Here is a 19,469-nt window from a genome sequence, read left to right as displayed (position 1 = left end):
TACGCCCCCTGCGGCGCGGCTCAACCGCATTGCGCCGAATGAGTTGTGGAAAACGGGGGCGGATTGTCGCGGACCGAGTTCGTCTCTATCGCAACCACAATGGCCGATCCGCGGATCATCGATGTCGAGCTGGACGAGCGCACGATCCTGTGGCGCTCGGCCGATATCGAGCAGGAGCGGCGGATCGCGATCTTCGATCTGATCGAGGGCAATTATTTCGCGCCGCAACGCGAACATGCCGACGGCTATGCCGGCCCCTACCGCCTGTCGCTGGCGGTGGAGGAAGGCCGGCTGGCGATGGGGATCCGCCGCGAGGACGGCACGCATCTCGAAACCCTGGTGCTCGCGATGGGGCGCTTCCGCCGCCCGATCCGCGATTATTTCGCGATCTGCGACAGCTATTTCCAGGCGATCCGCCAATCGACCGCGCAACAGATCGAAACGGTCGACATGGCGCGCCGCGCCATCCATAACGAGGCGGCGGAGCTGCTCAAGGAGCGGCTGGCGGGGAAGATCGAAATCGATTTCGATACCGCGCGCCGCCTGTTCACGTTGATCTGCGTACTGCACATCAAAGGTTAAAGGTAAAATGTGGGGGTTGGGGCGATTCGTGCTGATCGCGGCGTCGTTGCCGCTCGTCGGGGTGGCGGGCTGGCAATATGCAACACGCTGGCAGCCGTCGATCGAGCATTATCCGGTCCAGGGGGTCGATGTCGGCGCCGAGGATGGCGCGATCGACTGGAACACCGTGTCGGCGCGCGGCGCCGATTTCGCTTATGCGGTGGCGACGCGCGGCGCGCGCGAACGTGATCCGACGTTCGAGGCCAATTGGCGCGGGATCGAGGCGGCGGGGATGCGCCGCGGCGCGGTGCTGGTCTATTCCTTCTGCCAGCCCGCGATCGATCAGGCCAATGCGTTCAACACCTTCGTCCCGCGCGACGAGAATGCGCTGCCGGTGGCGATCGACATCAGCTACGACGATGCCTGCGCCGCTCGCCCCGAGCGCGGCGCGCTGATCGCCGAGCTCAAATTGCTCGCCACGACGATCGAGGCGCATATGCGCAAGCCGGTGCTGCTGCGCGTCGCCAAGCCAGTCGAGAAGGATTACGAGATCACCGCCGCCTTGCCCCGCAACCTGTGGGCGACCGGCAATTTCCTTGCGCCTTCTTATGCCGCGCGACCGTGGCGGCTGTGGCGCGCCAGTGATATGCGCCGGGTCGACGGGATCGAGGCCCCCGCCAATTGGGACGTCGCCGCGCCATGACCGAAATCCCCTCCCCCGCCGAACTGATCGCCGCCGCGCGCGCCGCCGCGCGCCACGCCCACGCGCCTTATTCGCGCTTCGCGGTCGGCGCGGCGCTGCTGCTCAGCGACGGAACGGTGATGACCGGGGCGAATGTCGAGAATGCGAGCTACGGCCTGTCGCTCTGCGCCGAGACGGTCGCGGTGGCGAGCGCCAGCGCGGCGGGGCGGCTCACCGATATCGTCGCGGTGGCGGTGATCGGCGGGGTGATGGACGCGCACGGCATCCCGATCGGCACCGCCACGGTCAATCCGTGCGGCCGTTGCCGCCAAGTGCTCAACGAGGCGGCGCAAATGGGCGGGCGCGACCTGATCGTCCATTGCGGCGCAGCGGAGGGCGATGCGGTGACCAGCTATCGCCTGTCCGAGCTGCTGCCGGACGCTTTCGGCCCCGCCGATCTCGGCATCACGCCGCGGCCGCCCGGTTGAAAGCCGGCGCCAATAGGATTAAATCCTACGCCGGAAGGAGCGACGATGCGCTCGACTCAGCAATTCAGCGTGACGCTGCCGAACGAGATGGCGGCGCAGGTTCGCGCCAAGGTCGCGTCCGGCGAATATGCCAGCGAGAGCGAGGTCATTCGCGACGGCTTGCGGGCGCTTCAGGCACGGGACCGAGCGGTCGATAACTGGCTCCGCAACGAGGTGCTGCCCTCCTACGATGCCTATAGAGCCGATCCGGAGCGGGGCCTGTCGCTGGACGAGGTGAAGGCAGGGCTCGCCGCGCGTCACAAGCGAGCGACCGCACGCGGCTAGAAATGGCCTATCGCCTGATCTTTACGCGCGAGGCGCGTGATCAGCTTGACGCGATTTACGACTTTATCGCCGAAGCGGCTTCCCCGGATATCGCGCGACGCTTCACCGACGGGATCGTCGACCGCCTGACTGTTTTGTCCGATTTCCCCCGCATCGGAACACCGCGCGACGATATTCGCGGTGGATTACGCACATTGGCCTATCGCCGCCGCATAACCATCGCCCTCATGGTGGAGGACACAACCGTGGTGGTTATCGGGTTTTATTACGGCGGGCAGGATTTCGAGACTCTCCTGCGCGACGAACAACCCTAACGCTCCTATTCCCCCACAGCATTCGCGCTCGCATCCCCCAGATCCGACCCGCCGTCGACATTGAGGATCGTCCCGGTGATATATTTCGCCTCCGGGCTGGAGAGGAACAGCGCGGCGTCGGCGATATCGCGCTTGGCACCGTAATCGCGCAGCGCGAGCCGGCCCTTGATCTGCTTCTCGCGATCGGGATCGGCGAGACGGCGCATCCCCTCGGTATCGCCGATCGGCCCGGGCGAGATCGCATTGACCCGCACCCCCGCCGGCCCCCATTCGAGCGCGAGGCATTTGGTCACCATATTGACCCCGGCCTTGGCGGCGCAGGCGTGGATCTGGAAGCTCATCGGGTGGACCGCCTGCCCCGCGGTGATCGCGATCAGCGACGCACCCGGCTTGACGAGGTGGTCCCAGCTCGCGCGGAACACGTTGAACGTGCCGAGCAGATCGATGTCGACCACCGTCTTGAACGCATTGGCGCTGAGCTTGACCGCCGGCGCGAGGAAATTGCCCGCCGCGCCCGAGACCAGCACGTCGATCGCGCCGTGCGCCGCAACCGCATCAGCATAAGCTGCCTCCAGCCCCGGATAATCGCGCACGTCGCAGGCGATGCCGAGCGCAGTCGCTCCCGCGTCCCTCAGGCCCTGCGCGGCGGCGGCGATCTTCTCCTCGCTGCGGCTGAGCACGGTGATCCTGGCGCCCTCGCGCGCGAAGCCGTGCGCGATCTCGAGGTTGATCCCGCTCGACGCGCCCGCGACGAAAACATGCTTGCCCGCAAACCGCCCCGACATGGCTTCCTCTCCGATCGATTGTCAGTCGGTCGTTACGCTTACCGACAGCTCGATGATCGGCAAGGGTTCTTCGGGCATCCCGCCGATGCTCACCGCGGTGCGCGAGGTGAAATTGAAGGTCATCAGCGCGACCAGCACGGCGGCGATCTCCTCGCGGGTGAAGGCGGCGGCGAGCCGCGGCGCGAGATCCGGCGCGATTCCGGCGGGAAAGCCGAGATAGCAGTCGGCGAGCGCGATCGCGCTCTTCTCGCGCTCGGAAAGCGCGCTGTCCTGATAGCCCGGCGCGATCATATCCGCGCGTTCCTCGGTCAGCCCGTCGGCGCGCGCGACGTCGTAGCGCACCGATTTGCAGAACACGCAATTGACCGTGCGCGCATTGCGCAGCCGGATGATCTCGAGCAGCGCGGGAGGAACGATCGTGTCGTTCCACACATGGCCGTTGAGCGCGATGATCTCCGACACGGTTTCGGGGACCAGCCCCAAGGCGCTGTCGCGGATCGTATTGCCGGTCTGGGTGCCGGGGGTGCCGACGCGGGGGGTGTCAGACATGCGCCGCCTCCTTGGCGCTGGTGTGGGCGGAGAGATCGCGCAGGCAGCGCGCCGCGCGGATGCGGCCGTCGATCAGCCCGAGCGCCTCGATCAGCAGCACCAGCCCCGGCTCGCCATAATGCGCCTTGACCGCATCCGCCGCCTCGTCGGTGATCGATTGCGCGTCGAGCCAATAATATTCGGCGAAGAGCAATGCCGCGGCATAAGCCGGGTCGGCCGGCGCCTGCCCGGCGAGCACCGCGTCGCGCTGCCCCGCGGCGAGCGCCACCGCCGGATTGGCCGCCGCCATCTCGCCCGCATCGTCATGTAGTCGCGCGAAGGTCAGCCGGCACAGTTCGAGCAGATCGGGCGGGATGCGCCGCTGGGTCCACAGCCCCGCCCATAAGCGCGCGAAGCTCTCGGCCGAGGCGCCCGCGGGCGCGAGATGCCGGTCGAGGGTGAGGCTGGTACAATCGGGCATCGCTCTTTCTCCGGTGGAAATCAGCCGTGCTGCGGGGCGAGCGCCTGCCGCACGATCTCGGCGACGTCGGGGCCGGGCGCGCCGAGCCGCGCGGCGACGCTCACCCCCTGCGTCGTGACGAGCAGCCAGCCCGCAACCGCATCGGGATCGAGATCGGCGCGGATCGATCCGCCCACCTGCGCGCGCGCGACGAGCCCGGCGAAGGCGGCGACATAGCGCGCGTAATAACGATCGACGATGGCCGCGACCTTGGCGTCTGACCGGCCGAGCTCGACCACGCTGTTGGTGACCAGGCAGCCGCGCGCGTCGAAGCCGTCGCGCGCCACCGTCGCGAAGAAATGCGCCAGATCGTCCAGATCGTCCCCGCCCTCGAGGATCGCCAGATAAGGCGCGGCGATCGTCGCGACGTAGAAATCGAGCGCGTCGAGATAGAGCCCCGCCTTGCCGCCGAACGCGGCGTACAGGCTGTGCCGGTTGACCCCGGCGCGCCTGGTCAGATCGTCGACGTTGCAATCGCCGAACCCGTCCTCCCAGAATTGCAGCGCGGCGAGCTCGATCACGCGTGCGCGGTCATAAGCGATCGGGCGGGCCATCGACGCTCCGGGGTTTCGAATTCCAGAACATATATTCTGCAATTCGATCCGCGCATGTCAACGCGCAATCGCGCGCGCCTGGCCGGTCATGTCATGAGTTTGGTACGGGTGGTCGGACTCGAACCGACAAGATGTTACCATCGGCGGATTTTGAATCCGCTGCGTCTACCAATTCCGCCACACCCGCACACCGATTGGCACTGGATGGCCAAAACGATCGACTGCGCTAGCGCCTATATGCCAGCGGTTTCGAGAATGCCAGACGCGAAGTTGAGCTTTATCATGAGCGCCGCGATACGGCGCGCCAGGCGGCTTCCGACGTCGAATCGCAGACGCGCTGAGCAGCCCAGGCGACGAGGTCCGCACCCGCATAGAATACCCGCCGCCCAAATTTTCGGAATCGCGGCCCTCCACCGATAACCCGATATTTCTCGAGCGTCCGCGGTGATAAACGGAGAAAAGCTGCGGCCTCCTCATTCGACAGGAACGGGGATTCTCGGGTGAATTCCATCGTGTCGAGGTTGGATATTGGACCTGACTTCTCGATCATGAGCAAATCCCTGATCACAATGACGGCATGTTATTGCCGTTAAGTGAGGTATTAGATGGGCGCCACCCGTTTACAGGCAAGAAAAATTAGAATGCATCGTAGCTGGGCGTAAAAATACAGGCCATAGCGTAGGCTCCAGTTTCGTTGGACAGCTGCCGATTATCAGCGCTTCCGCGATGCATTCCGGAACGCTGGGAGCCTTAAATTCTTAAGTGGGCGCAGCGCGCGTCGCCTGACCGCCAAAATGGCGCCGGTCCGCCAGCCAGTAGCTGGCCCCGTCTCGCGACGGGGCCAGCGAGGGCGTCAGGCCGGCGGATTCCAGATGATAACCTTCTGCGCGGAATCCCCGCCCGGCGCATTGGCGATATTGCCGTAGATAGTCCCAAACTCCGGCGCCGAGAGCGTGACCGAGATGTAGCTATCGCCGCTGCTGCGCGCGGTGCGCGTCCAGCCGGCGCCAAGCTCGAACCCGTTGCGACGGCTGATGACCCGGTAATCGGGATCGGTGGGCTTCGCCTTGCGCGGATTAGGGACGATCATGATCGGCGCGCTGACCATGAGCGTCATCAGATTGCCCTCGAACGTGCCGTCGTCCTTGGCGGTGAGCGTTGCGACCGTGGTCATAGGATATCTCCTCACATTTGCCCGGGGACCATCCCCGGTGTCGCCGCCCAAGGGGGCCGGCAGCCGTCGTCACCGCAGCGTTCACGCAAGGGCGAACCCCGCACGGGGTTGACGGCACGAGGCTGACGGCCCCGCACAAGGCAACCCTGACGGGGTGGCTCACGGGCAAGGATGAGGAGAGGCCGGCAACCGCGACCCTCGCCGCCAAGGACGATGTCTGCCGGGGATAACCTGCTGTTCCCTCCGGTCTCAGCGCCCCGCGCTACAGTCCAAGACCGCGCCCGCGACCCAGGCCGATATCGATGCCATGGTTATAGGCGAGTTCCGCGCCAAGCGAGCGCCCGCTGGAGATGGTGATGCCGAGCTCAGCCTTGCGGATGGCAAGGACCGATTCAAGCTGCGGATCGCGCTGGAGCCCCATGGCCATATCGCCCATCCGTCGCTGCATCGCCTTGTAGGCGTCCATATCACCCAGCTCATAGTGACGCTGGCTCGCCGCCTCGAGACCCTGCCAGCGCCGAACGAACTGGTCGGCGTTCAGGCGAAGCTCAGTCTCGGCCTGAAGGGCAAGGATCGCGCGATTGACGCTGCCGCGCACCACATCAGCGGCGGCGGCCGGGTCCTTCGCATATGCCGCCTCGGCATCGCGCGGTCCGAACGGCCGCACCTTCTCGAACGCGGCGCGTGCGTCATCGAGCTCGCGCAACTGATCAGGGCTGCCCTTCCCTGCCCGATCCGCGCCGAACACCGCATCATAGGCCCTGCCGTGACGCTTGAGCGCCTCGGTCCGGATGCGGCGCGCCACCTCATCCGGGTCAGGCGGTGGCTCGCGCGACAGCTCGGGCTCGCGAGGAGCAGGTTTGTCTGCGAGCGTCCGGTGGCCGACCTCGCGCGCGCTCCCCACGGCCAGCCGCAACCCGTCGAACATCCCCCGCACCTTGTCCGGCACCTTGCGGACCACCTCGGCGATCCGCTCGCGCAGGGTAATGCCGCGCCGCTCGGCAAAGGCGCGCTCGGGATCAACGCGCTCATAATCCGACGCCATGTCCTTGGCCCGATCCCGCGACAGGGTGCGGGTAAGGCGCTCGCGGTCGGCAAAATCATCGCCACCATAATGAACATCGACCCGATCACGATGCCGCGACAAGGCGACATAGCTCGCATGCGCGTCCATGCCCGGCGTCGCCAGCACATGGACCCGGTCGACGGTCATGCTCTGGGTCTTGTGGATCGTCGCAGCATAGCCGTGGTCGACGTCAGCATAATCCTTATGGTCGAACGATACCGCGCGCCCGCTATCGGTGCGTACCGTCATGCCGGTCCTGCTCACCTCCTCGATCGTGCCCAGCGTGCCATTCTTGACCCCAAGACCGTGCTCGTTGCGCAGGAACAGGATGCGATCGCCACGCGCAAAATCACGCTCACCGCGATTGACCGTCAGCCGGACATCATCGCCGAGCCCGCCCATTTCGCGCATCCGCTCGCGCGCCGCCGCATTGAGCTCGCCGACCTCCTCATTGGTGTGGGTGAGGATGATCCGGCTGTCGCCGGGGCTCGCCTGCCGGTCACGATCCCAGCGATCGATCAGATCCTTGCGCGCCTCATCGCGCGAGCCCGCCGCATGAACCATGCCGTGGTCGTCATAGGCCTGCAGCGCTTCGCCGGTCCGGCCGGTTGCAAGATGCCGGGTCGCATCGCGCTGCCAGTCGACGCGCTGGCGCCGAACTTCGGTGATCTCGACCCCGCCATGCCGCTCGTGGATCGCGCGGAAGGCTGCCCCCGCCTCGATCGCCTGAAGCTGCTCGGGATCGCCAACCAGCACGACCTTGGCGCCGGCCTCGGCGGCGTGATCAAGCACGCGTTCCATCTGCCGCGTGCCGACCATCCCGGCCTCGTCGATCACCAGGATGTCATTTGCCGTGAGCAGATCGCGCCCCCGCTCCCATTGATGCTCGAGGCTCGCAATGGTGCGCGAGCCGATGCCCGAGCCATTCTCCAGCCCCTCGGCGGCGATCCCCGACAGGGCAGCGCCGCGCACATTGTACCCGGCGTCTTCCCAAGCTTCCCGCGCGACGCCGAGCATCGCGCTCTTGCCGGTCCCGGCATAGCCAACCACGACGCCAAGATCGGGTCCCTGGGTCACATGCGCGAGCGCATCGGCCTGCTCGCCCGACAGCACGAGCTCACGCTCGACGGCCCGTGCCAATGCGCGCTCACGATCGCGATCAGCAACGCGATGATGCTCACGTTCCGCCATCATCCGCGCCGCCTGTTCGAGCCGCTGCTCGGTCTCGATCATCTCACGCGTGGTGAACCGTTCCTCACCGCGTCCGTCGACCCCCAGCGCGACGAGCTCCGGCGCGCCGCGCATCGCGGCCATCACATCGTTGAACTGCTCGACACCGTCGGAATGACGGTGCGCCATTATCGCCATGTCACGCCGGGTGAACGTCGCCTGCCCGTGGGTGATCTGGTCGAGCCCGAGGCTGGGATCGGCGATGATCCGCGCACCATTGTCACGCGCGATCTCGCGGTGGATCTCGGCGCGGTTGGCAAGCTGGCCGTCGCGTTCCATGCGCTGCGCCGGCGCACCGATCTTGCCCTGCGGTTCGAGATCGATCCCGCGATCCCGGAAGCTGCGATGATCGATCCGCGCATCGATATCGAGCTCGGCCAGCCGCTGGTTGACATGTTCGGCCCAGCGTTCGCGCCAGCGCTCGACGAGATCGGTGCGGTTCCAGTCGCGCACCTTGGCGCCAAAGCCGCTTTCGTCGGTAATCTCGCGCATGCTCAGCATGACATGAGCGTGGGGCTTTGGCTCGCCGTCCGCACCGATATCCCAATGCACATTGAGATCGGCGACCATGCCGCGATCGACGAACTCCGCCGACACGAAGTCGCGTGCCAGCTCGATGCCCTGCTCCCTGGTCATCTCGCGCGGAATGGCGAACTCGACCTCGCGCGCGAGCTGCGCGTCCTTGCGCAGTTCCGCGGCCTCGACATCATTCCACAGCCGCTCGCGATCATGCCATTCGTCGGGCGCATTATCCGGCAGCAGCACCTCCGAATGCACCACGCCGGTCTTGTTCGAGAAATTATGATCGCGATCCAGCCGATCGTCGTGCAGTCGCGATGCGGAGCGATAGGCCGCAGCCGCCAGCGCCGACGATCCGTTGGCGCGGCTGATGACTTTGACGCTGAGATGGTAGATCGCCATGGCGATCATCCATCTACTACCTACAAGCGACGTCGGCACGACGTATAAGCGCGCCCTCAAAAGATTTCATCTTTCTCGGGACAGCTGCGTCCCATGAGATTTCAGGTGATTGCGACTGATCGAACGCGACGATAACTGGTTCGTCCTCATCAATTACCAAGCGAGGACATCATGCGCAAACCACGTGATTATCATGCCGAGCTTAGCGCGCTCGAACAACGTTTGCGGGATCTGGAGGACAAGCAGCTGCGCCAGCTTGGCGCACTCGTCGTCGCCATCTGCGCTGACACGCTGGGAGCTGAGGAACTCGCCGGCGTATTGCTGGCCGCGCGTGGTGCCGACCCCGCCAAGCGGGAGGCGTGGCGCAAACGCGGCGCCACCTTCTTTTCTCGCGGACGGGCGCGCGGACAAACTCGCGACAGCGCTGAGGCGCAACCGGGCGATACTGCGTCGGCTGCGGGCGATGCGGCATCGGACCGCGCTCAGTCAGGCCCGGCATGATCGGCGGGACCGGGTGATGCAGCGCAGGGAGCGCACGCGGCAGCTGATCGAGCTTGGCGGGCTCGTCGTGAAGGCGGGTCTCGTCGACCTTACCGACGACGATCGTGCGGTATTGCTCGGGCTGCTTGATGAGGCCGCCGCGCGGTTGCGCAGCGAGGATCGCGATCAGACGATCGCCTTGTGGCGGCGGCGTGGGCGGCGGGCATTCGGGCACGACTGATTTGCCGCGACGCGTCGGAACGGGCACAGGCGCCGGATGGACGATTTGCAGCCGATCATTCTCGCCGCAGTTGGGCGCGCGCCGCAATGGGTGCGGCATGACCTCGCCTCGCCTGATGCCGCGATCCGTGAGCGCGCGGAGGATGCGATGGCGGCGATCATCGCGCAGGCGCTGCGCGATGCGGCGGCCTCATTCGGCTGAGGGTTTGGGTCTGGGCCTCGCCGCCGTCGCTTCGAGTTCGGCGATGCGGTCGCTGCACACCGCGTGCACCGCGGCGCCCAGCGCCTCGACGCGCTCGCCGAGCCAGCGCAGTTCCTCTTCCGTGATGCGATAGTGTTTCGAGTAGCGGGCCTTCACGTAAGCTTCCTTGAGCTTCTCCCAGCTCGCGCGTTCGAAGCGGTTCTCGCGGGGCCACGCGTCGACCAGCCGCAGATCGAGCCGTTCGGCCTGGGTGCGCAGGAAGCCGATATTGTGAACGTGTGGCGTGTAAAACGTCTTCACCAGCAGCACGCAGTGGTACAGGCGTTCGACGCATTGATGGAGCTCAAAGGCCGCCTTCTTAAACCGCCTGCGCTCGACGTTGGATTTGAAATCGTCGAAGAATTCCCCGGCGCTGGGAAACCACTCGTCAAAATATTCCCTCGCCATCTTCAGCGCCTGTTTCGGCGTCTTTGGCTTGGGCAGATGAAGCTCGGTCGGGAGCGTCTGGTAGATCGCGATCCCGTCGTCGCGGATGTCCATGAAGAAATAGCGGCCGTGGGCGAGGCCGTCGTTCACTTCCTGCAGCGTATGGACGATGAAATTTACCGGGGTGCGCAGCGTCTTCGTGATCGCCAGTTCGCGGTTGAGGCGCTCCTCCAGCTTCAACCAGTAATCGACGCGATCGGTGAGGCGTTTGTCGTTGACGATGATCAGCAGGTCATAGTCCGACTGGTAGCCCTTGGCGGTATGCGGCTCGTCGACCCAGCCGCCACGCGCGTACGAGCCGTAGAGGATGATCTTCTCGATCCGGCCCTGCTTTTTCCATTTGTGCTGCGCGAGCGCCAGCGTGTCGGCGAATTCCTCGAAGATGATCTGCACCACGCGTTCGAGTTCGCGCTGCTTGGTTGGCGGCAGATGATCGAGGTCGGTGCGCATCGCGCCCGATCCTAGCGCCGCCGACTCGGCGCGACAAATGCCGATGGAGTCGATCTGGGGGTGATTGGGACAGCCGGCATTCGTCCCATGGCGTCCCACGGCCGAAAAGGGACGCCGGCGGGCAAAAATATTTTTTCTACGCGATTCTGCGCGGCAGTTTCCGGCCTTGCGATGCTGTTCGACAATCCTGGAAATGGTGGAATCCCAGCGGGTTGACGAGCTCGAAACGAAAGCCGCAACCCTCTCCTGTGCCGACGCATAATGCGTCATGACGTACAGGAGGAGAACATGGCTTCCCAACCGCCCGACCGGATTCTTCGTCTCGATGCTGTCCTTGATCGTACCGGGCTCAGCCGCTCCACGCTCTATCGCAAGATGGACGCGGGGACGTTTCCGAAACGGGTGCGGATCGCCCAGCGCTGCATCGGCTGGCGCGAATCCGCGGTCAATGAATGGATGCGCAATCCTATGTTCTACAGCATCGATCAGCAATGACGTCGTGCGGCCGATCGGCCGCCATGCAGCCCGATTGCCGCCGCTCCGGCCCGCAACACCGCTTCTCGAGACCGGGGCGGCCTCCGTCCTCCGATTTCATGCCGACCAGCGAGATAGCCAGACATATAGGGATAGCCAATCTCGCCGCGTGGCCTTACCGCCGTCGTATATTAAAGACGCCGGCGGAGGAAAGCCCGCTCTTTTCCGATGCTCGGTCCGGCAATCCTGGGCGGTGTCCTACTTGGTCTGGGCGCCTACGAAGCCTCCAAAGAACCTGCGCTTGGACAACCGGAGTTGCGGGCAGCTTCGTTTGCTTGCGCCGATCCGCGCGTCGTTGATGGCGACACTTTGCGCTGCGGTTCAACTCGGGTCCGGCTTTCCGGGATCGACGCTCCCGAACTTCCCGGACATTGCCGCCCTGGCCGGGATTGTACACCCGGAGACCCCTACGTCAGCACCGACAATCTCCGTCAGCTGATAGGCGGAGGATCGATTGATTGTCGTCAGACGGATATTGATGGCTACGGACGGGTCGTTGCGCTTTGCTCTGCCGCTGGGCGGGTTCTGTCGTGTGAACAGGTACGCGGTGGGTTTGCGGTGAAGCGCTACGCTCCGCTGAGCTGCTGATCAATCGATCGGTGGCAGCTGAACAGTCTTCTCGACCATGGCGCTCACCCGGGCTCCCGATGGAATCACGGCGCTTCGCCCCGTGAATACCGGTCCTATCGCTACGCTTCCGATAACGGCGCCGGCGGTCACTGATGCCTTATCCACGGACTGACCTGAAAGGCGAACGATACGCTCGCCGACTCGCACATACAGGGGTCGGAGAACAAGCCGACCGGACATACCCATCGCTCCTTTTGCGCGTGCATCGACAACCTGCCCCACCGCCTCGGTGCCACGAGCGATCACGCGTCTGCCTTCTATCTTTACGTCCTCTTCGACGCGCAACGGCACCATATCTCCTTTTACATTTGATCGGCTCGACAGTTCGGTCGTAGTTGCGAGCATGACCGGGGTTCCCAACGGGACGGCCAGAGTCGTGGTTTGAGCCGGCGCAGGTGAAGAGCCGATCAATATCAACGCAGCAAGCAGGCCTCTCATTGATGCTGCTGGGCAGCCGTTGGCGCAGAAACTCCGGTCGCCGGCACCGCCGTATCCCGAGCAACAAAGCCGGTGAGAATTTCACCCGCCTTGATCTTCGCATTGTTCCCGCGATGGAACAGGCCAACCACGCCGGTGAATAGCACCGCAACGCCGGCCGAACCCGCGCCTGTGCCTCGCTCGCTGGTCTCACCCTCGAGGGGAATTTCGGTCTTGTCCAACCTGATTGCGAGCAGCTTCGCTGTCATGCGTCCGGATTTGCCGAGACCGCCCGAGTCCGTCGCCGTTACCACCTGCCCGAACGCCGGCGTGCCCACCGGCACGACGGTTTTCCCTCCGATCATGATCGGTTTGTTCACGCGCAGCTTGAAAATGAGGCCCGGCTTTGCGCTGGCAGTGCTCACTTCGCTCGGCGCCAGGAGCTCAACCGGCGTATCTTGCGGGATCACCACCGGCGCGACTTGCTCGACAGCACCCTCGACCGGGACAGAACCAGCCAGCGCCGCTTGCGCGGCTAACAATATCGCGATCATTATATCCCCCCAGATATCACTATCTTGCGCTCGAACCGCAGATGTCGCAAGTCATCGCCGTTCACTCCGGCGAGCCGGAGTGAATGGACGGGTAGCGATTGTCGCTGTCAGTCAAACCGGGGGTTTTAATCGATGAAAATTTTACAAGGCATTGCCTTGTCGGTCGCTCTTGGCCTGGTTGCCGGAGGCGCGATCGCGAAGGACAAGGCCGCCAAGCAATATGCGGTGGTCAACGAAGAGGTCGGCGTTCCGGTATTCGCTTACGATATTACCGATCGGCCCTACACCGTCGTCGGCGAAGTGAAGGCGGGTGTCCGCAAGGCAACCGTCTTCAGCAAGGAAGCATCGCAGGCAAAGATTTACCGAGAGCTGTGGGAGCGCGCCGAGAAGCTAGGCGCCGACGCGGTGGTCAACGCAAAGTACGGAGATTCCCACGTCTCCGCGTTCAGCTGGGGCAAGACCAATGCCACCGGGACGGCGGTCAAATTCACGGCACCTGCAGAAGTAAAATCCAACCCGGGATCATAACTGAGCCAGGCCGAGGGGCGTGCCGACCGCAGGCCCCTCGGCGATCGGCTGCTTCGCGCCTTCTTTGCCGCAGTTTCGGCTCGCAACATCCCTTCCCGAAACCGGGCAGCCAGGTTTCCGACGCGAGAGGCGGCATTCCGTCACGACCGAGTTTGGGTGGCTAACGGTCCGGAGGGTGTGGGCGCTCAAACTCGGCTGGCGGCCGCCAGCTTGGCGTCCTGCGAGCCGCCGCGGGAAGGTTGGAACGGAGGCTTCTCGTCGAGGCAACGCTTGCCGGTTGACGCCCCCCCCCCGTTTCACTTCCAAGAAGGCCCGCGCATGCTATCGCTCTTAACGAGATCATATGGACTTGAGTAAAGCTTCGCGCGTATGTTTCGACAATGAAGCTCGCCACGTTAGTCCTGGGCATCATCGTCTTACTCGGCGTGCAAGCGAAGGCGCAAATGTACAATAAGGGCAACTATCCGCCAGAAGCGCTCAGAAACGGAGGGAGGGCACCGTCTTCATTCACGTGAAAGTGGGCGCCGACGGACCGGTTAAGGAATGCCAGGTCAGCCAGACCAGTGGCCACGACGTACTGGACGTAGCCGCCTGCCGCATATTCCTCACCAGAGTCCGTTACTCACCCGCGACCAACGGCGCCGGCAAACCGATCGACAGTTACGCCGATACGAAGGTGACGTGGGCCCTTTCGAGATAGGCCAAGGTCCAGATCATAGATCGCGCCCGCTTTCGCCGGTACTTCGACGAAAGCGGTTTGATCGTTATCCACCCGAGAGAAACTGTCGGTCGCCTATCGAGGGCTCCAGAGGTAAGGCACGGAAAATGAGCGCACAAATGGATTTGGATAGCCCTATCGATGTGCTCATGACGACCCGCGGGCAAAGTCCCTGTGATGATCCCAATGGCCCGGGCAGTCTCGCTGCGGCTTATTTGGCGCGGGTACCGGAATATCCAGCGCCGAGGGAGCAACAATTTCAGGCGGAGCTCGAGATGCTCACGCGCGGCTACATGCCCGGTTCGTTGACAGGCAAGATACCCAATCCGGTCTACGTTTTCAGCCGAGGCAAGACGCCTGATAACCCGCTTGAAATGGCAAAAATACACTACACGAAATCACTATTTGTCGTCAGCAACCGCGTAAAGAAAGTTCTGGAGACAATTCCGTTAATGAATTCCGAATTCTATCCCGTTTCGATGGTTTATTCGACGAAGGGTGTAAATTCGGAGGACTACGGCGGCGGGCCAGTGGTCGCGGGAACCCACTGGATGTGGTGGTCTTTTGCGACTTTTGATTTAGTCGATGTTTCGAATACCGACGCGGTTTTAACGCCGCTAGTCGAGGAAAATCATGCGCTTCCGGATAAGCCGATGGCGCGATTTTATCACGTCGGCGGAGAATTAAACGGAAAGATCAAGGTGGCGCTGAAAGATGCACCATATCTGCAGAGCGCCGCGTTCACCATTCTTGGATGGCCGAGGGCCGATATGGTTGTTTCTCCAGAATTTGTGAAAGCATTTACCGAGGCGGGTCTAGTTGATCCCGATGGCCCTATTCCGATCGGCGTGCTCCCGTTAGACGAAACACGATACCCAAGGCTCGATATCGAATTCCGTAAAGGATTGATTCCTCGGAAGCCGTTGCTTCGAATTTTTGGCACGAACATATTCGCGATCGATCGTCACGATCCTCCATTTCACGCAAGCCGCTCGCCATATTTTCCTCTGCCTGCCAAGAATAGCTGAGAGGTTCGCATTTACCGATTCCGAAGGGTCCGAAGGGCGCCAGGGCCGGGGCGCCCGCGAGGCTTGTGGCCAGCTGTCGGTTTGGCGGATATTAAGGCGGGCAAATTGAACCGATCCATTTACTTCCGCATTCGGGGCGTGAAACGCGGTCCCTCAATGACAGTTTCTGGGGCGTCAGCGGTCGCGCAGCGCCCTGAACGCAAGCATCGCGAACAACGGCCAAGCGAGAGCACTGACGCCCCAAGCGGCAATGAAAGGGTAGACCACTACTGGCTCGCTCATCGCATGACCGAAACGGAACATGACCAGGCAGCACACCACGAACAGCAGCGCCGTGCCCGCAAACCACGTCAATGATCTACGCAATGTCATTGGTGAATTGTGGCGAATAAGCCCATGTCGTCAACGATCGCTTTGGGACTGCAACGGCCCGACCAGTTATGGCGGACGCATTCACCCGGCGGAATCGCTTGAAATGGGTGGATTTCGGTCAGGCGGCTCTTGGGTCATGGCAGGGGATTAGCGGCCATTAGCATCGGTCACCTGCTCGCGATAATATCGCATGGCCGCCCGGAGGATCGCACGACCTCCCAGAACAAGAAGGACACCGACGCCGGCGAAGGCGAGCAGCAGAAGGGCTATGGGTAAGTCGGATGCTGGTTGACCTGTGTTCCGATTATAAACGGGGACGCCGAATGCGAAATGTCCGAGGGCCATTATAAGAGAGGCGGTAACGAACACGACCCCGATTAGGATCATGCCCTGCGGCACGCGACGAGCGGGATAGAGGCTGCTCATTTGGCGAGTTTGCTCTGGTGCACAATTCACCGCAGGGGGGAGGAGCGGACATTGCACTCTTTCACACCTCTCGCTAGCTTTTTACTATGCTCTCCAACCCTCACCTCGATTGGGTGCGACAACTCTTCGCAGATCAGTTCTCAGGCGACTCCCGTGGGTGCGTTTATCGCAGGGGGCAGAAAGGTGGCCTGCTGCCGGTTTGACGGACACCGAGATAGGCTAATTTAGGCTACACCGGCTTCCCGTTCGAAGTCGATGGGACTGATGTAACCCAGGGTCGAGTGGCGGCGTGTCGGATTGTAGAAACATTCGACGTAATCGAACACGTCAGCCTTGGCCTGCGCTCTCGTACGGTAGACCTTCTTCCCGATCCGCTCGGTTTTGAGCGATGAGAAGAAGCTTTCCATGGCAGCATTATCCCAGACGTTACCGGACCGGCTCATCGAGCAGGTGACACCGTTATCCGCCATAAGTCGCTGAAACTGCTCACTTGTATATTGACTTCCCTGATCCGAGTGATGCAGCAGGGCGTCGGGTTTGCCCTGTCTCCAGATCGCCATGATCAGCGCGTCGGTAACGAGCTGGGCAGTCATGGTGTCGCTCATCGACCAGCCAACCACCCTGCGCGAGAACAGGTCGATCACGGCAGCAACGTAGAGCCAGCCTTCCGCCGTCCAGATGTTAGGTGAAGTCGGCGATCCACTTCTGGTTTGGCCTGTCGGCCGTGAACTGACGATCGAGCAGGTTGCCGGCGATGACCGAGCGTTCGCCCTGGTCCTTCGGCAGTCCGCGACGGCGCGGCCTCGCCCGCAGGCCCTGCTGACGCATGAGCCGCTCGACCCGGTGCAGGCCGCAGGAAATACCCTCGGCCAGCAGGTCATGCCAGACCCGGCGTGCGCCATAAGTGCGGTAGCTGCCGACGTGGCTCGCCTTGATCCTGGCGCCGATCACTTCATCGTCACGCTCGCGCTGCGAGGGCGCCCGAGTGAGCCAGGCGTGAAAGCCGCTTCGCGAGACACCGAGCGCCCCACACATCCATGACACCGGCCAGATCCCTCGGCGCTTCGCGATAAAGGCGAACCTCATATCGAGTCCTTCGCGAAGTAGGCGGCGGCTTTTTTTAGGATGTCGCGCTCCGCTTTCAGCTTGGCCACTTCACGGCGTAGCCGCTCGATCTCCAACTGTTCCGGCTTCATTTGACCGTGTCCCGGAAAGGCATGCCCTGGATCAGCAGCAAATGCCTTTACCCAGCTGCGCAACAGATTCTCGTGGATGTCCAGGTCGCGAGCGGCCTGCGCTATCGTCACTCCGCGCTCGCGGATCAATCGCACCGCCTCGAGCTTGAACTCCCGGGTGAACTTCCTTCTCTGCATTAAGGGCCTCCGATTGATGAAAACACCTTATCTCGGTGTCCATCAAACCGGCAGCAGGCCAGTGTAGCAGACTGCCGCAATCCGAGCTGTGGTATCCGCGCCGCCACTCATTGTGCCTAAATAACATTCGCGCGGGGGGTTGCAATTAGGAACGCGCCGCGCGTTGCCGGGCGACCCAATTCGGGCGTCAGCTGTCAGCGCGCAGGTTACAAGAATCAAGAACGGCATTCCAATTGCCGCCCACATCCAAGCATCGATCTGAATTCGCCATTCCCCACGTCCACCACCTAGCGGCCACGGATGTAGCGACGATGGCGATGGTTTGGAGGACGCGTCACACTTTCATCGAGGCAGATTGAGCAATTCTTCAACCTCGGTCAACGTCTGGTTTTAGCGGGCATATATTCTCCTCCAGCGGCGGCAGCTGCGGCGGCAACGGTCGGGCAGCTTATCCAACAGGGGTATGCCCGCTTTCCTGAGTCGTTGACCGTTGAGCCACCATTCTGCAATCATGCAGCCACCCAGATCCGGTCACAAATATCCGGCAGCTTTACGATGATCCCGCAATGGCGAACGCTCTGCCTTGACGCGAATGTCGTCGAACACGCGCGACACGTTCAATCGTATCGCCAGCCGCGCCAGCGGCTCCCAATAGAGCGCTGGATCGATCCGCAGGCGATGGGCGGCATCGACAACAAGCCGCGTGCGCTGGCCGGCAAGCGCGATTAGCGAGAAGCGCGTCTCTCCCGTCGTGAAATAGCCATTCACATGCGGCGCATGAACGTGGCGATAGGGGCTCATCTCCTCCATCGCGGGCGGTTGATGAAGGACCCTGAAAGCGAGCCGATGATCGGGCCGCCATTCGACGACCTGCTCACGCGCGGTACCGGTCGAGAAGTCCCCCAGGCGGATTGCGCCCACGCCGGCGCCGAGCAGGCGACCACGGACGGGATAGGCAAGGCCGGTAACGCCGACTAGGCCGGGGCTTCCTGTAACGGGAGCGGCGTCGATCAAGGCGGCCCATACTGCCGAAGGCGGCGCGTCGATGTCGATCGCAGCGTGGGTTTCGATCGGCACCGATGGCGGCATCGCACCTTCCAGCGCGAAGAGTCCGGGAAGGAGGGCAAGGCCCAGCAGCGGCCTGTTGCCGGAATGCCCTGCCTTGGCAGCCGCCCGTCCTATCGCACCCCCAAGGAGTGCGGCGAGCGCGCCAAGCGGCGAGGCCAGCAGGATGCAGACCAGTCCCTCAAGCGCGAACAGGATGAGCGACACCGTCCCCAGCGCAGCGGCGGCCAGCACGATCATTGCGGTTCGCCCCGCACCCAGAAGATGGCGACGGTTGGCCAGATAGCCGGTCGTGACCCCGACCAGAAGCGGGGTCATCACGAACAGGCTCCAGCCGTAAGCGCCGAAACTCAGCGCCGAGACCAGCACCGCCAGCACAATGATCGCGCCGCCCGCGATGAGGCCCTGGATGATATGGGCGATCGCGAAGCCGGGTTCGGGATCAGGCGCGACTTCATCGCGCGGCAGCAACGCGAGGATGGCCACTGCCACGATCTGCACGCCGGGCACGATCGTCAGCGCCGCGAAGAAATATCCGACGCGGGACCATCGTGCCCGACGAAACGAGAGAACGGCCAACGTTCCGGTAGCAGCCAGGCTGAGCGCGAAGGCTATTGCTGCCTGCGCCGCCGATAGTGTGCGCACGAGCGCGAGGCGACGAAGCGGCAAGAACCAGAAGCTTGCGTCACTTACCAGCGGCCAGCCCGCAATGTGAAATATCAACATCACTGAAAGGGGTTGCGCCAGCAGGAGCAATGACGCCGCGAGCGCGTAGCGGAGCGGGCCGGTCTCGCCGGCGAAGGCTTTGAAGGGTGCCAT

The 19,469-nt window shown here is 63.3% G+C and carries 22 protein-coding genes, 1 tRNA gene and 2 pseudogenes; 12 read left to right on the top strand and 13 right to left on the bottom strand.

Going from position 1 to position 19,469, the window contains the following annotated elements; translation table 11 throughout:
* Nucleotides 1-99 precede the first annotated feature (99 nt).
* The 5 genes from NED98_RS19830 to NED98_RS19810 are packed head-to-tail and all read left to right on the top strand — an operon-like array spanning nt 100 to nt 2,369.
* Nucleotides 100-582, top strand: a complete 483-nt coding sequence (locus NED98_RS19830) for a UPF0262 family protein (protein WP_179513451.1) — start codon at nt 100-102, stop codon at nt 580-582.
* 28 nt (nt 583-610) lie between these two features.
* Complete coding sequence (locus NED98_RS19825) at nt 611-1,264, top strand: GH25 family lysozyme (RefSeq protein ID WP_265269296.1); 654 nt, start codon at nt 611-613, stop codon at nt 1,262-1,264.
* A complete protein-coding gene (locus tag NED98_RS19820) occupies nt 1,261-1,731 on the top strand; it encodes a cytidine deaminase (RefSeq protein ID WP_265314166.1) in 471 nt (156 codons plus the stop codon). Before NED98_RS19825 ends, NED98_RS19820 begins: the two co-directional genes overlap by 4 nt.
* A 45-nt stretch (nt 1,732-1,776) precedes the next feature.
* A complete protein-coding gene (locus NED98_RS19815) occupies nt 1,777-2,055 on the top strand; it encodes a type II toxin-antitoxin system ParD family antitoxin (protein WP_179513448.1) in 279 nt (92 codons plus the stop codon).
* Nucleotides 2,056-2,057: 2 nt separating this feature from the next.
* The gene (locus tag NED98_RS19810) at nt 2,058-2,369 is read left to right on the top strand and encodes a type II toxin-antitoxin system RelE/ParE family toxin (RefSeq protein WP_179513447.1); all 312 of its coding nucleotides are present in this window, start codon (nt 2,058-2,060) and stop codon (nt 2,367-2,369) included.
* A gap of 5 nt (nt 2,370-2,374) precedes the next feature.
* On the opposite strand, the gene NED98_RS19805 is transcribed toward NED98_RS19810, so the two are convergent.
* The 8 genes from NED98_RS19805 to traA form a co-directional block, all read right to left on the bottom strand.
* Nucleotides 2,375-3,154 (bottom strand): SDR family oxidoreductase, encoded by a 780-nt coding sequence (locus NED98_RS19805; RefSeq protein ID WP_265269297.1) that lies wholly within the window; start codon nt 3,152-3,154, stop codon nt 2,375-2,377.
* Nucleotides 3,155-3,175: 21 nt separating this feature from the next.
* Nucleotides 3,176-3,703: a carboxymuconolactone decarboxylase family protein gene (locus tag NED98_RS19800; protein ID WP_179513445.1), complete on the bottom strand. Its 528-nt coding sequence runs from the start codon at nt 3,701-3,703 to the stop codon at nt 3,176-3,178.
* Entirely contained in the window at nt 3,696-4,163 is a 468-nt protein-coding gene (locus tag NED98_RS19795) for a hypothetical protein (protein WP_265314164.1), read from the bottom strand. Before NED98_RS19795 ends, NED98_RS19800 begins: the two co-directional genes overlap by 8 nt.
* Nucleotides 4,164-4,183: 20 nt before the next feature.
* Nucleotides 4,184-4,756, bottom strand: a complete 573-nt coding sequence (locus tag NED98_RS19790) for a TetR/AcrR family transcriptional regulator (protein ID WP_265269300.1) — start codon at nt 4,754-4,756, stop codon at nt 4,184-4,186.
* Between the two features lie 100 nt (nt 4,757-4,856).
* Nucleotides 4,857-4,943, bottom strand: a tRNA-Leu gene (locus NED98_RS19785).
* A gap of 93 nt (nt 4,944-5,036) precedes the next feature.
* Nucleotides 5,037-5,267, bottom strand: a complete 231-nt coding sequence (locus NED98_RS19780; protein WP_265314228.1) for a helix-turn-helix domain-containing protein — start codon at nt 5,265-5,267, stop codon at nt 5,037-5,039.
* A gap of 342 nt (nt 5,268-5,609) precedes the next feature.
* Complete coding sequence (locus NED98_RS19775) at nt 5,610-5,930, bottom strand: DUF736 domain-containing protein (protein WP_265314163.1); 321 nt, start codon at nt 5,928-5,930, stop codon at nt 5,610-5,612.
* A 262-nt stretch (nt 5,931-6,192) separates the two neighbouring features.
* Nucleotides 6,193-9,147, bottom strand: coding sequence for a Ti-type conjugative transfer relaxase TraA (gene traA, locus NED98_RS19770; RefSeq protein ID WP_265314162.1), 2,955 nt, complete (start codon nt 9,145-9,147; stop codon nt 6,193-6,195).
* 171 nt (nt 9,148-9,318) lie between these two features.
* Here traA and NED98_RS19765 point away from each other — a divergent pair, with 171 nt between their 5' ends.
* From NED98_RS19765 to NED98_RS19755, 3 genes are read left to right on the top strand one after another with little or no spacing between them, the layout of a single operon-like run.
* On the top strand, nt 9,319-9,648 hold the full coding sequence (locus NED98_RS19765) for a conjugal transfer protein TraD (protein ID WP_265314161.1): 330 nt from the start codon (nt 9,319-9,321) through the stop codon (nt 9,646-9,648).
* A gap of 16 nt (nt 9,649-9,664) precedes the next feature.
* Entirely contained in the window at nt 9,665-9,868 is a 204-nt protein-coding gene (locus tag NED98_RS19760; protein WP_265314160.1) for a conjugal transfer protein TraD, read from the top strand.
* A gap of 36 nt (nt 9,869-9,904) precedes the next feature.
* Nucleotides 9,905-10,069 carry a DUF6771 family protein gene (locus NED98_RS19755; RefSeq protein WP_265314159.1) on the top strand — a complete coding sequence of 55 codons (165 nt, stop codon included), beginning with the start codon at nt 9,905-9,907 and terminating at the stop codon, nt 10,067-10,069.
* On the opposite strand, the gene NED98_RS19750 is transcribed toward NED98_RS19755, so the two are convergent.
* Nucleotides 10,058-11,005 carry a HEPN domain-containing protein gene (locus NED98_RS19750; RefSeq protein ID WP_265314158.1) on the bottom strand — a complete coding sequence of 316 codons (948 nt, stop codon included), beginning with the start codon at nt 11,003-11,005 and terminating at the stop codon, nt 10,058-10,060. The genes NED98_RS19755 and NED98_RS19750 overlap by 12 nt on opposite strands.
* 288 nt (nt 11,006-11,293) lie before the next feature.
* Here NED98_RS19750 and NED98_RS19745 point away from each other — a divergent pair, with 288 nt between their 5' ends.
* A complete protein-coding gene (locus NED98_RS19745; protein WP_265314157.1) occupies nt 11,294-11,500 on the top strand; it encodes a helix-turn-helix transcriptional regulator in 207 nt (68 codons plus the stop codon).
* Between the two features lie 1,103 nt (nt 11,501-12,603).
* Here the strand turns inward: NED98_RS19745 and NED98_RS19740 are convergent.
* Nucleotides 12,604-13,140: a hypothetical protein gene (locus NED98_RS19740; RefSeq protein WP_265314156.1), complete on the bottom strand. Its 537-nt coding sequence runs from the start codon at nt 13,138-13,140 to the stop codon at nt 12,604-12,606.
* A 132-nt stretch (nt 13,141-13,272) separates the two neighbouring features.
* Between NED98_RS19740 and NED98_RS19735 the strand changes: the two genes are divergently transcribed.
* The 3 genes and pseudogenes from NED98_RS19735 to NED98_RS19730 all read left to right on the top strand — a co-directional run bounded on the left by NED98_RS19735 (nt 13,273) and on the right by NED98_RS19730 (nt 15,414).
* Complete coding sequence (locus NED98_RS19735) at nt 13,273-13,668, top strand: YbjQ family protein (protein ID WP_265314155.1); 396 nt, start codon at nt 13,273-13,275, stop codon at nt 13,666-13,668.
* A 478-nt stretch (nt 13,669-14,146) separates the two neighbouring features.
* Nucleotides 14,147-14,368: pseudogene (locus tag NED98_RS23430) on the top strand (energy transducer TonB); the annotation flags it as partial.
* A gap of 125 nt (nt 14,369-14,493) precedes the next feature.
* The gene (locus NED98_RS19730; RefSeq protein WP_265314154.1) at nt 14,494-15,414 is read left to right on the top strand and encodes a hypothetical protein; all 921 of its coding nucleotides are present in this window, start codon (nt 14,494-14,496) and stop codon (nt 15,412-15,414) included.
* A 174-nt stretch (nt 15,415-15,588) separates the two neighbouring features.
* Here the strand turns inward: NED98_RS19730 and NED98_RS19725 are convergent, their stop codons facing one another.
* The 3 genes and pseudogenes from NED98_RS19725 to NED98_RS19715 form a co-directional block, all read right to left on the bottom strand.
* Nucleotides 15,589-15,768, bottom strand: coding sequence for a hypothetical protein (locus NED98_RS19725; RefSeq protein ID WP_265314153.1), 180 nt, complete (start codon nt 15,766-15,768; stop codon nt 15,589-15,591).
* A 668-nt stretch (nt 15,769-16,436) separates the two neighbouring features.
* Nucleotides 16,437-17,585, bottom strand: a pseudogene (locus tag NED98_RS19720) (IS3 family transposase).
* Nucleotides 17,586-18,116: 531 nt separating this feature from the next.
* A partial coding sequence (locus NED98_RS19715) for an SRPBCC family protein (RefSeq protein WP_265314152.1) occupies nt 18,117-19,469 on the bottom strand: 1,353 nt, incomplete at its 5' end.

This window comes from Sphingomonas lycopersici (assembly GCF_026130605.1).
Taxonomy (GTDB): Bacteria; Pseudomonadota; Alphaproteobacteria; order Sphingomonadales; family Sphingomonadaceae; genus Sphingomonas; species Sphingomonas lycopersici.
Note: the sequence above shows the minus strand (reverse complement) of the source record. Positions and strands in the feature narration are given on the sequence as shown.

Excerpts from the sequence above, each read along its gene's own strand:
- NED98_RS19730 (WP_265314154.1), top strand. The coding sequence starts at position 14,494 with ATGAGCGCACAAATGGATTTGGATAGCCCTATCGATGTGCTCATGACG.
- NED98_RS19800 (WP_179513445.1), bottom strand. The coding sequence starts at position 3,703 with ATGTCTGACACCCCCCGCGTCGGCACCCCCGGCACCCAGACCGGCAAT.
- NED98_RS19775 (WP_265314163.1), bottom strand. The coding sequence starts at position 5,930 with ATGACCACGGTCGCAACGCTCACCGCCAAGGACGACGGCACGTTCGAG.
- traA (WP_265314162.1), bottom strand. The coding sequence starts at position 9,147 with ATGGCGATCTACCATCTCAGCGTCAAAGTCATCAGCCGCGCCAACGGA.
- NED98_RS19830 (WP_179513451.1), top strand. The coding sequence starts at position 100 with ATGGCCGATCCGCGGATCATCGATGTCGAGCTGGACGAGCGCACGATC.
- NED98_RS19750 (WP_265314158.1), bottom strand. The coding sequence starts at position 11,005 with ATGCGCACCGACCTCGATCATCTGCCGCCAACCAAGCAGCGCGAACTC.
- NED98_RS19815 (WP_179513448.1), top strand. The coding sequence starts at position 1,777 with ATGCGCTCGACTCAGCAATTCAGCGTGACGCTGCCGAACGAGATGGCG.
- NED98_RS19810 (WP_179513447.1), top strand. The coding sequence starts at position 2,058 with ATGGCCTATCGCCTGATCTTTACGCGCGAGGCGCGTGATCAGCTTGAC.
- NED98_RS19780 (WP_265314228.1), bottom strand. The coding sequence starts at position 5,267 with ATGGAATTCACCCGAGAATCCCCGTTCCTGTCGAATGAGGAGGCCGCA.
- NED98_RS19755 (WP_265314159.1), top strand. The coding sequence starts at position 9,905 with ATGGACGATTTGCAGCCGATCATTCTCGCCGCAGTTGGGCGCGCGCCG.
- NED98_RS19760 (WP_265314160.1), top strand. The coding sequence starts at position 9,665 with ATGCAGCGCAGGGAGCGCACGCGGCAGCTGATCGAGCTTGGCGGGCTC.
- NED98_RS19790 (WP_265269300.1), bottom strand. The coding sequence starts at position 4,756 with ATGGCCCGCCCGATCGCTTATGACCGCGCACGCGTGATCGAGCTCGCC.
- NED98_RS19795 (WP_265314164.1), bottom strand. The coding sequence starts at position 4,163 with ATGCCCGATTGTACCAGCCTCACCCTCGACCGGCATCTCGCGCCCGCG.
- NED98_RS19735 (WP_265314155.1), top strand. The coding sequence starts at position 13,273 with ATGAAAATTTTACAAGGCATTGCCTTGTCGGTCGCTCTTGGCCTGGTT.
- NED98_RS19740 (WP_265314156.1), bottom strand. The coding sequence starts at position 13,140 with ATGATCGCGATATTGTTAGCCGCGCAAGCGGCGCTGGCTGGTTCTGTC.
- NED98_RS19745 (WP_265314157.1), top strand. The coding sequence starts at position 11,294 with ATGGCTTCCCAACCGCCCGACCGGATTCTTCGTCTCGATGCTGTCCTT.
- NED98_RS19805 (WP_265269297.1), bottom strand. The coding sequence starts at position 3,154 with ATGTCGGGGCGGTTTGCGGGCAAGCATGTTTTCGTCGCGGGCGCGTCG.
- NED98_RS19820 (WP_265314166.1), top strand. The coding sequence starts at position 1,261 with ATGACCGAAATCCCCTCCCCCGCCGAACTGATCGCCGCCGCGCGCGCC.
- NED98_RS19765 (WP_265314161.1), top strand. The coding sequence starts at position 9,319 with ATGCGCAAACCACGTGATTATCATGCCGAGCTTAGCGCGCTCGAACAA.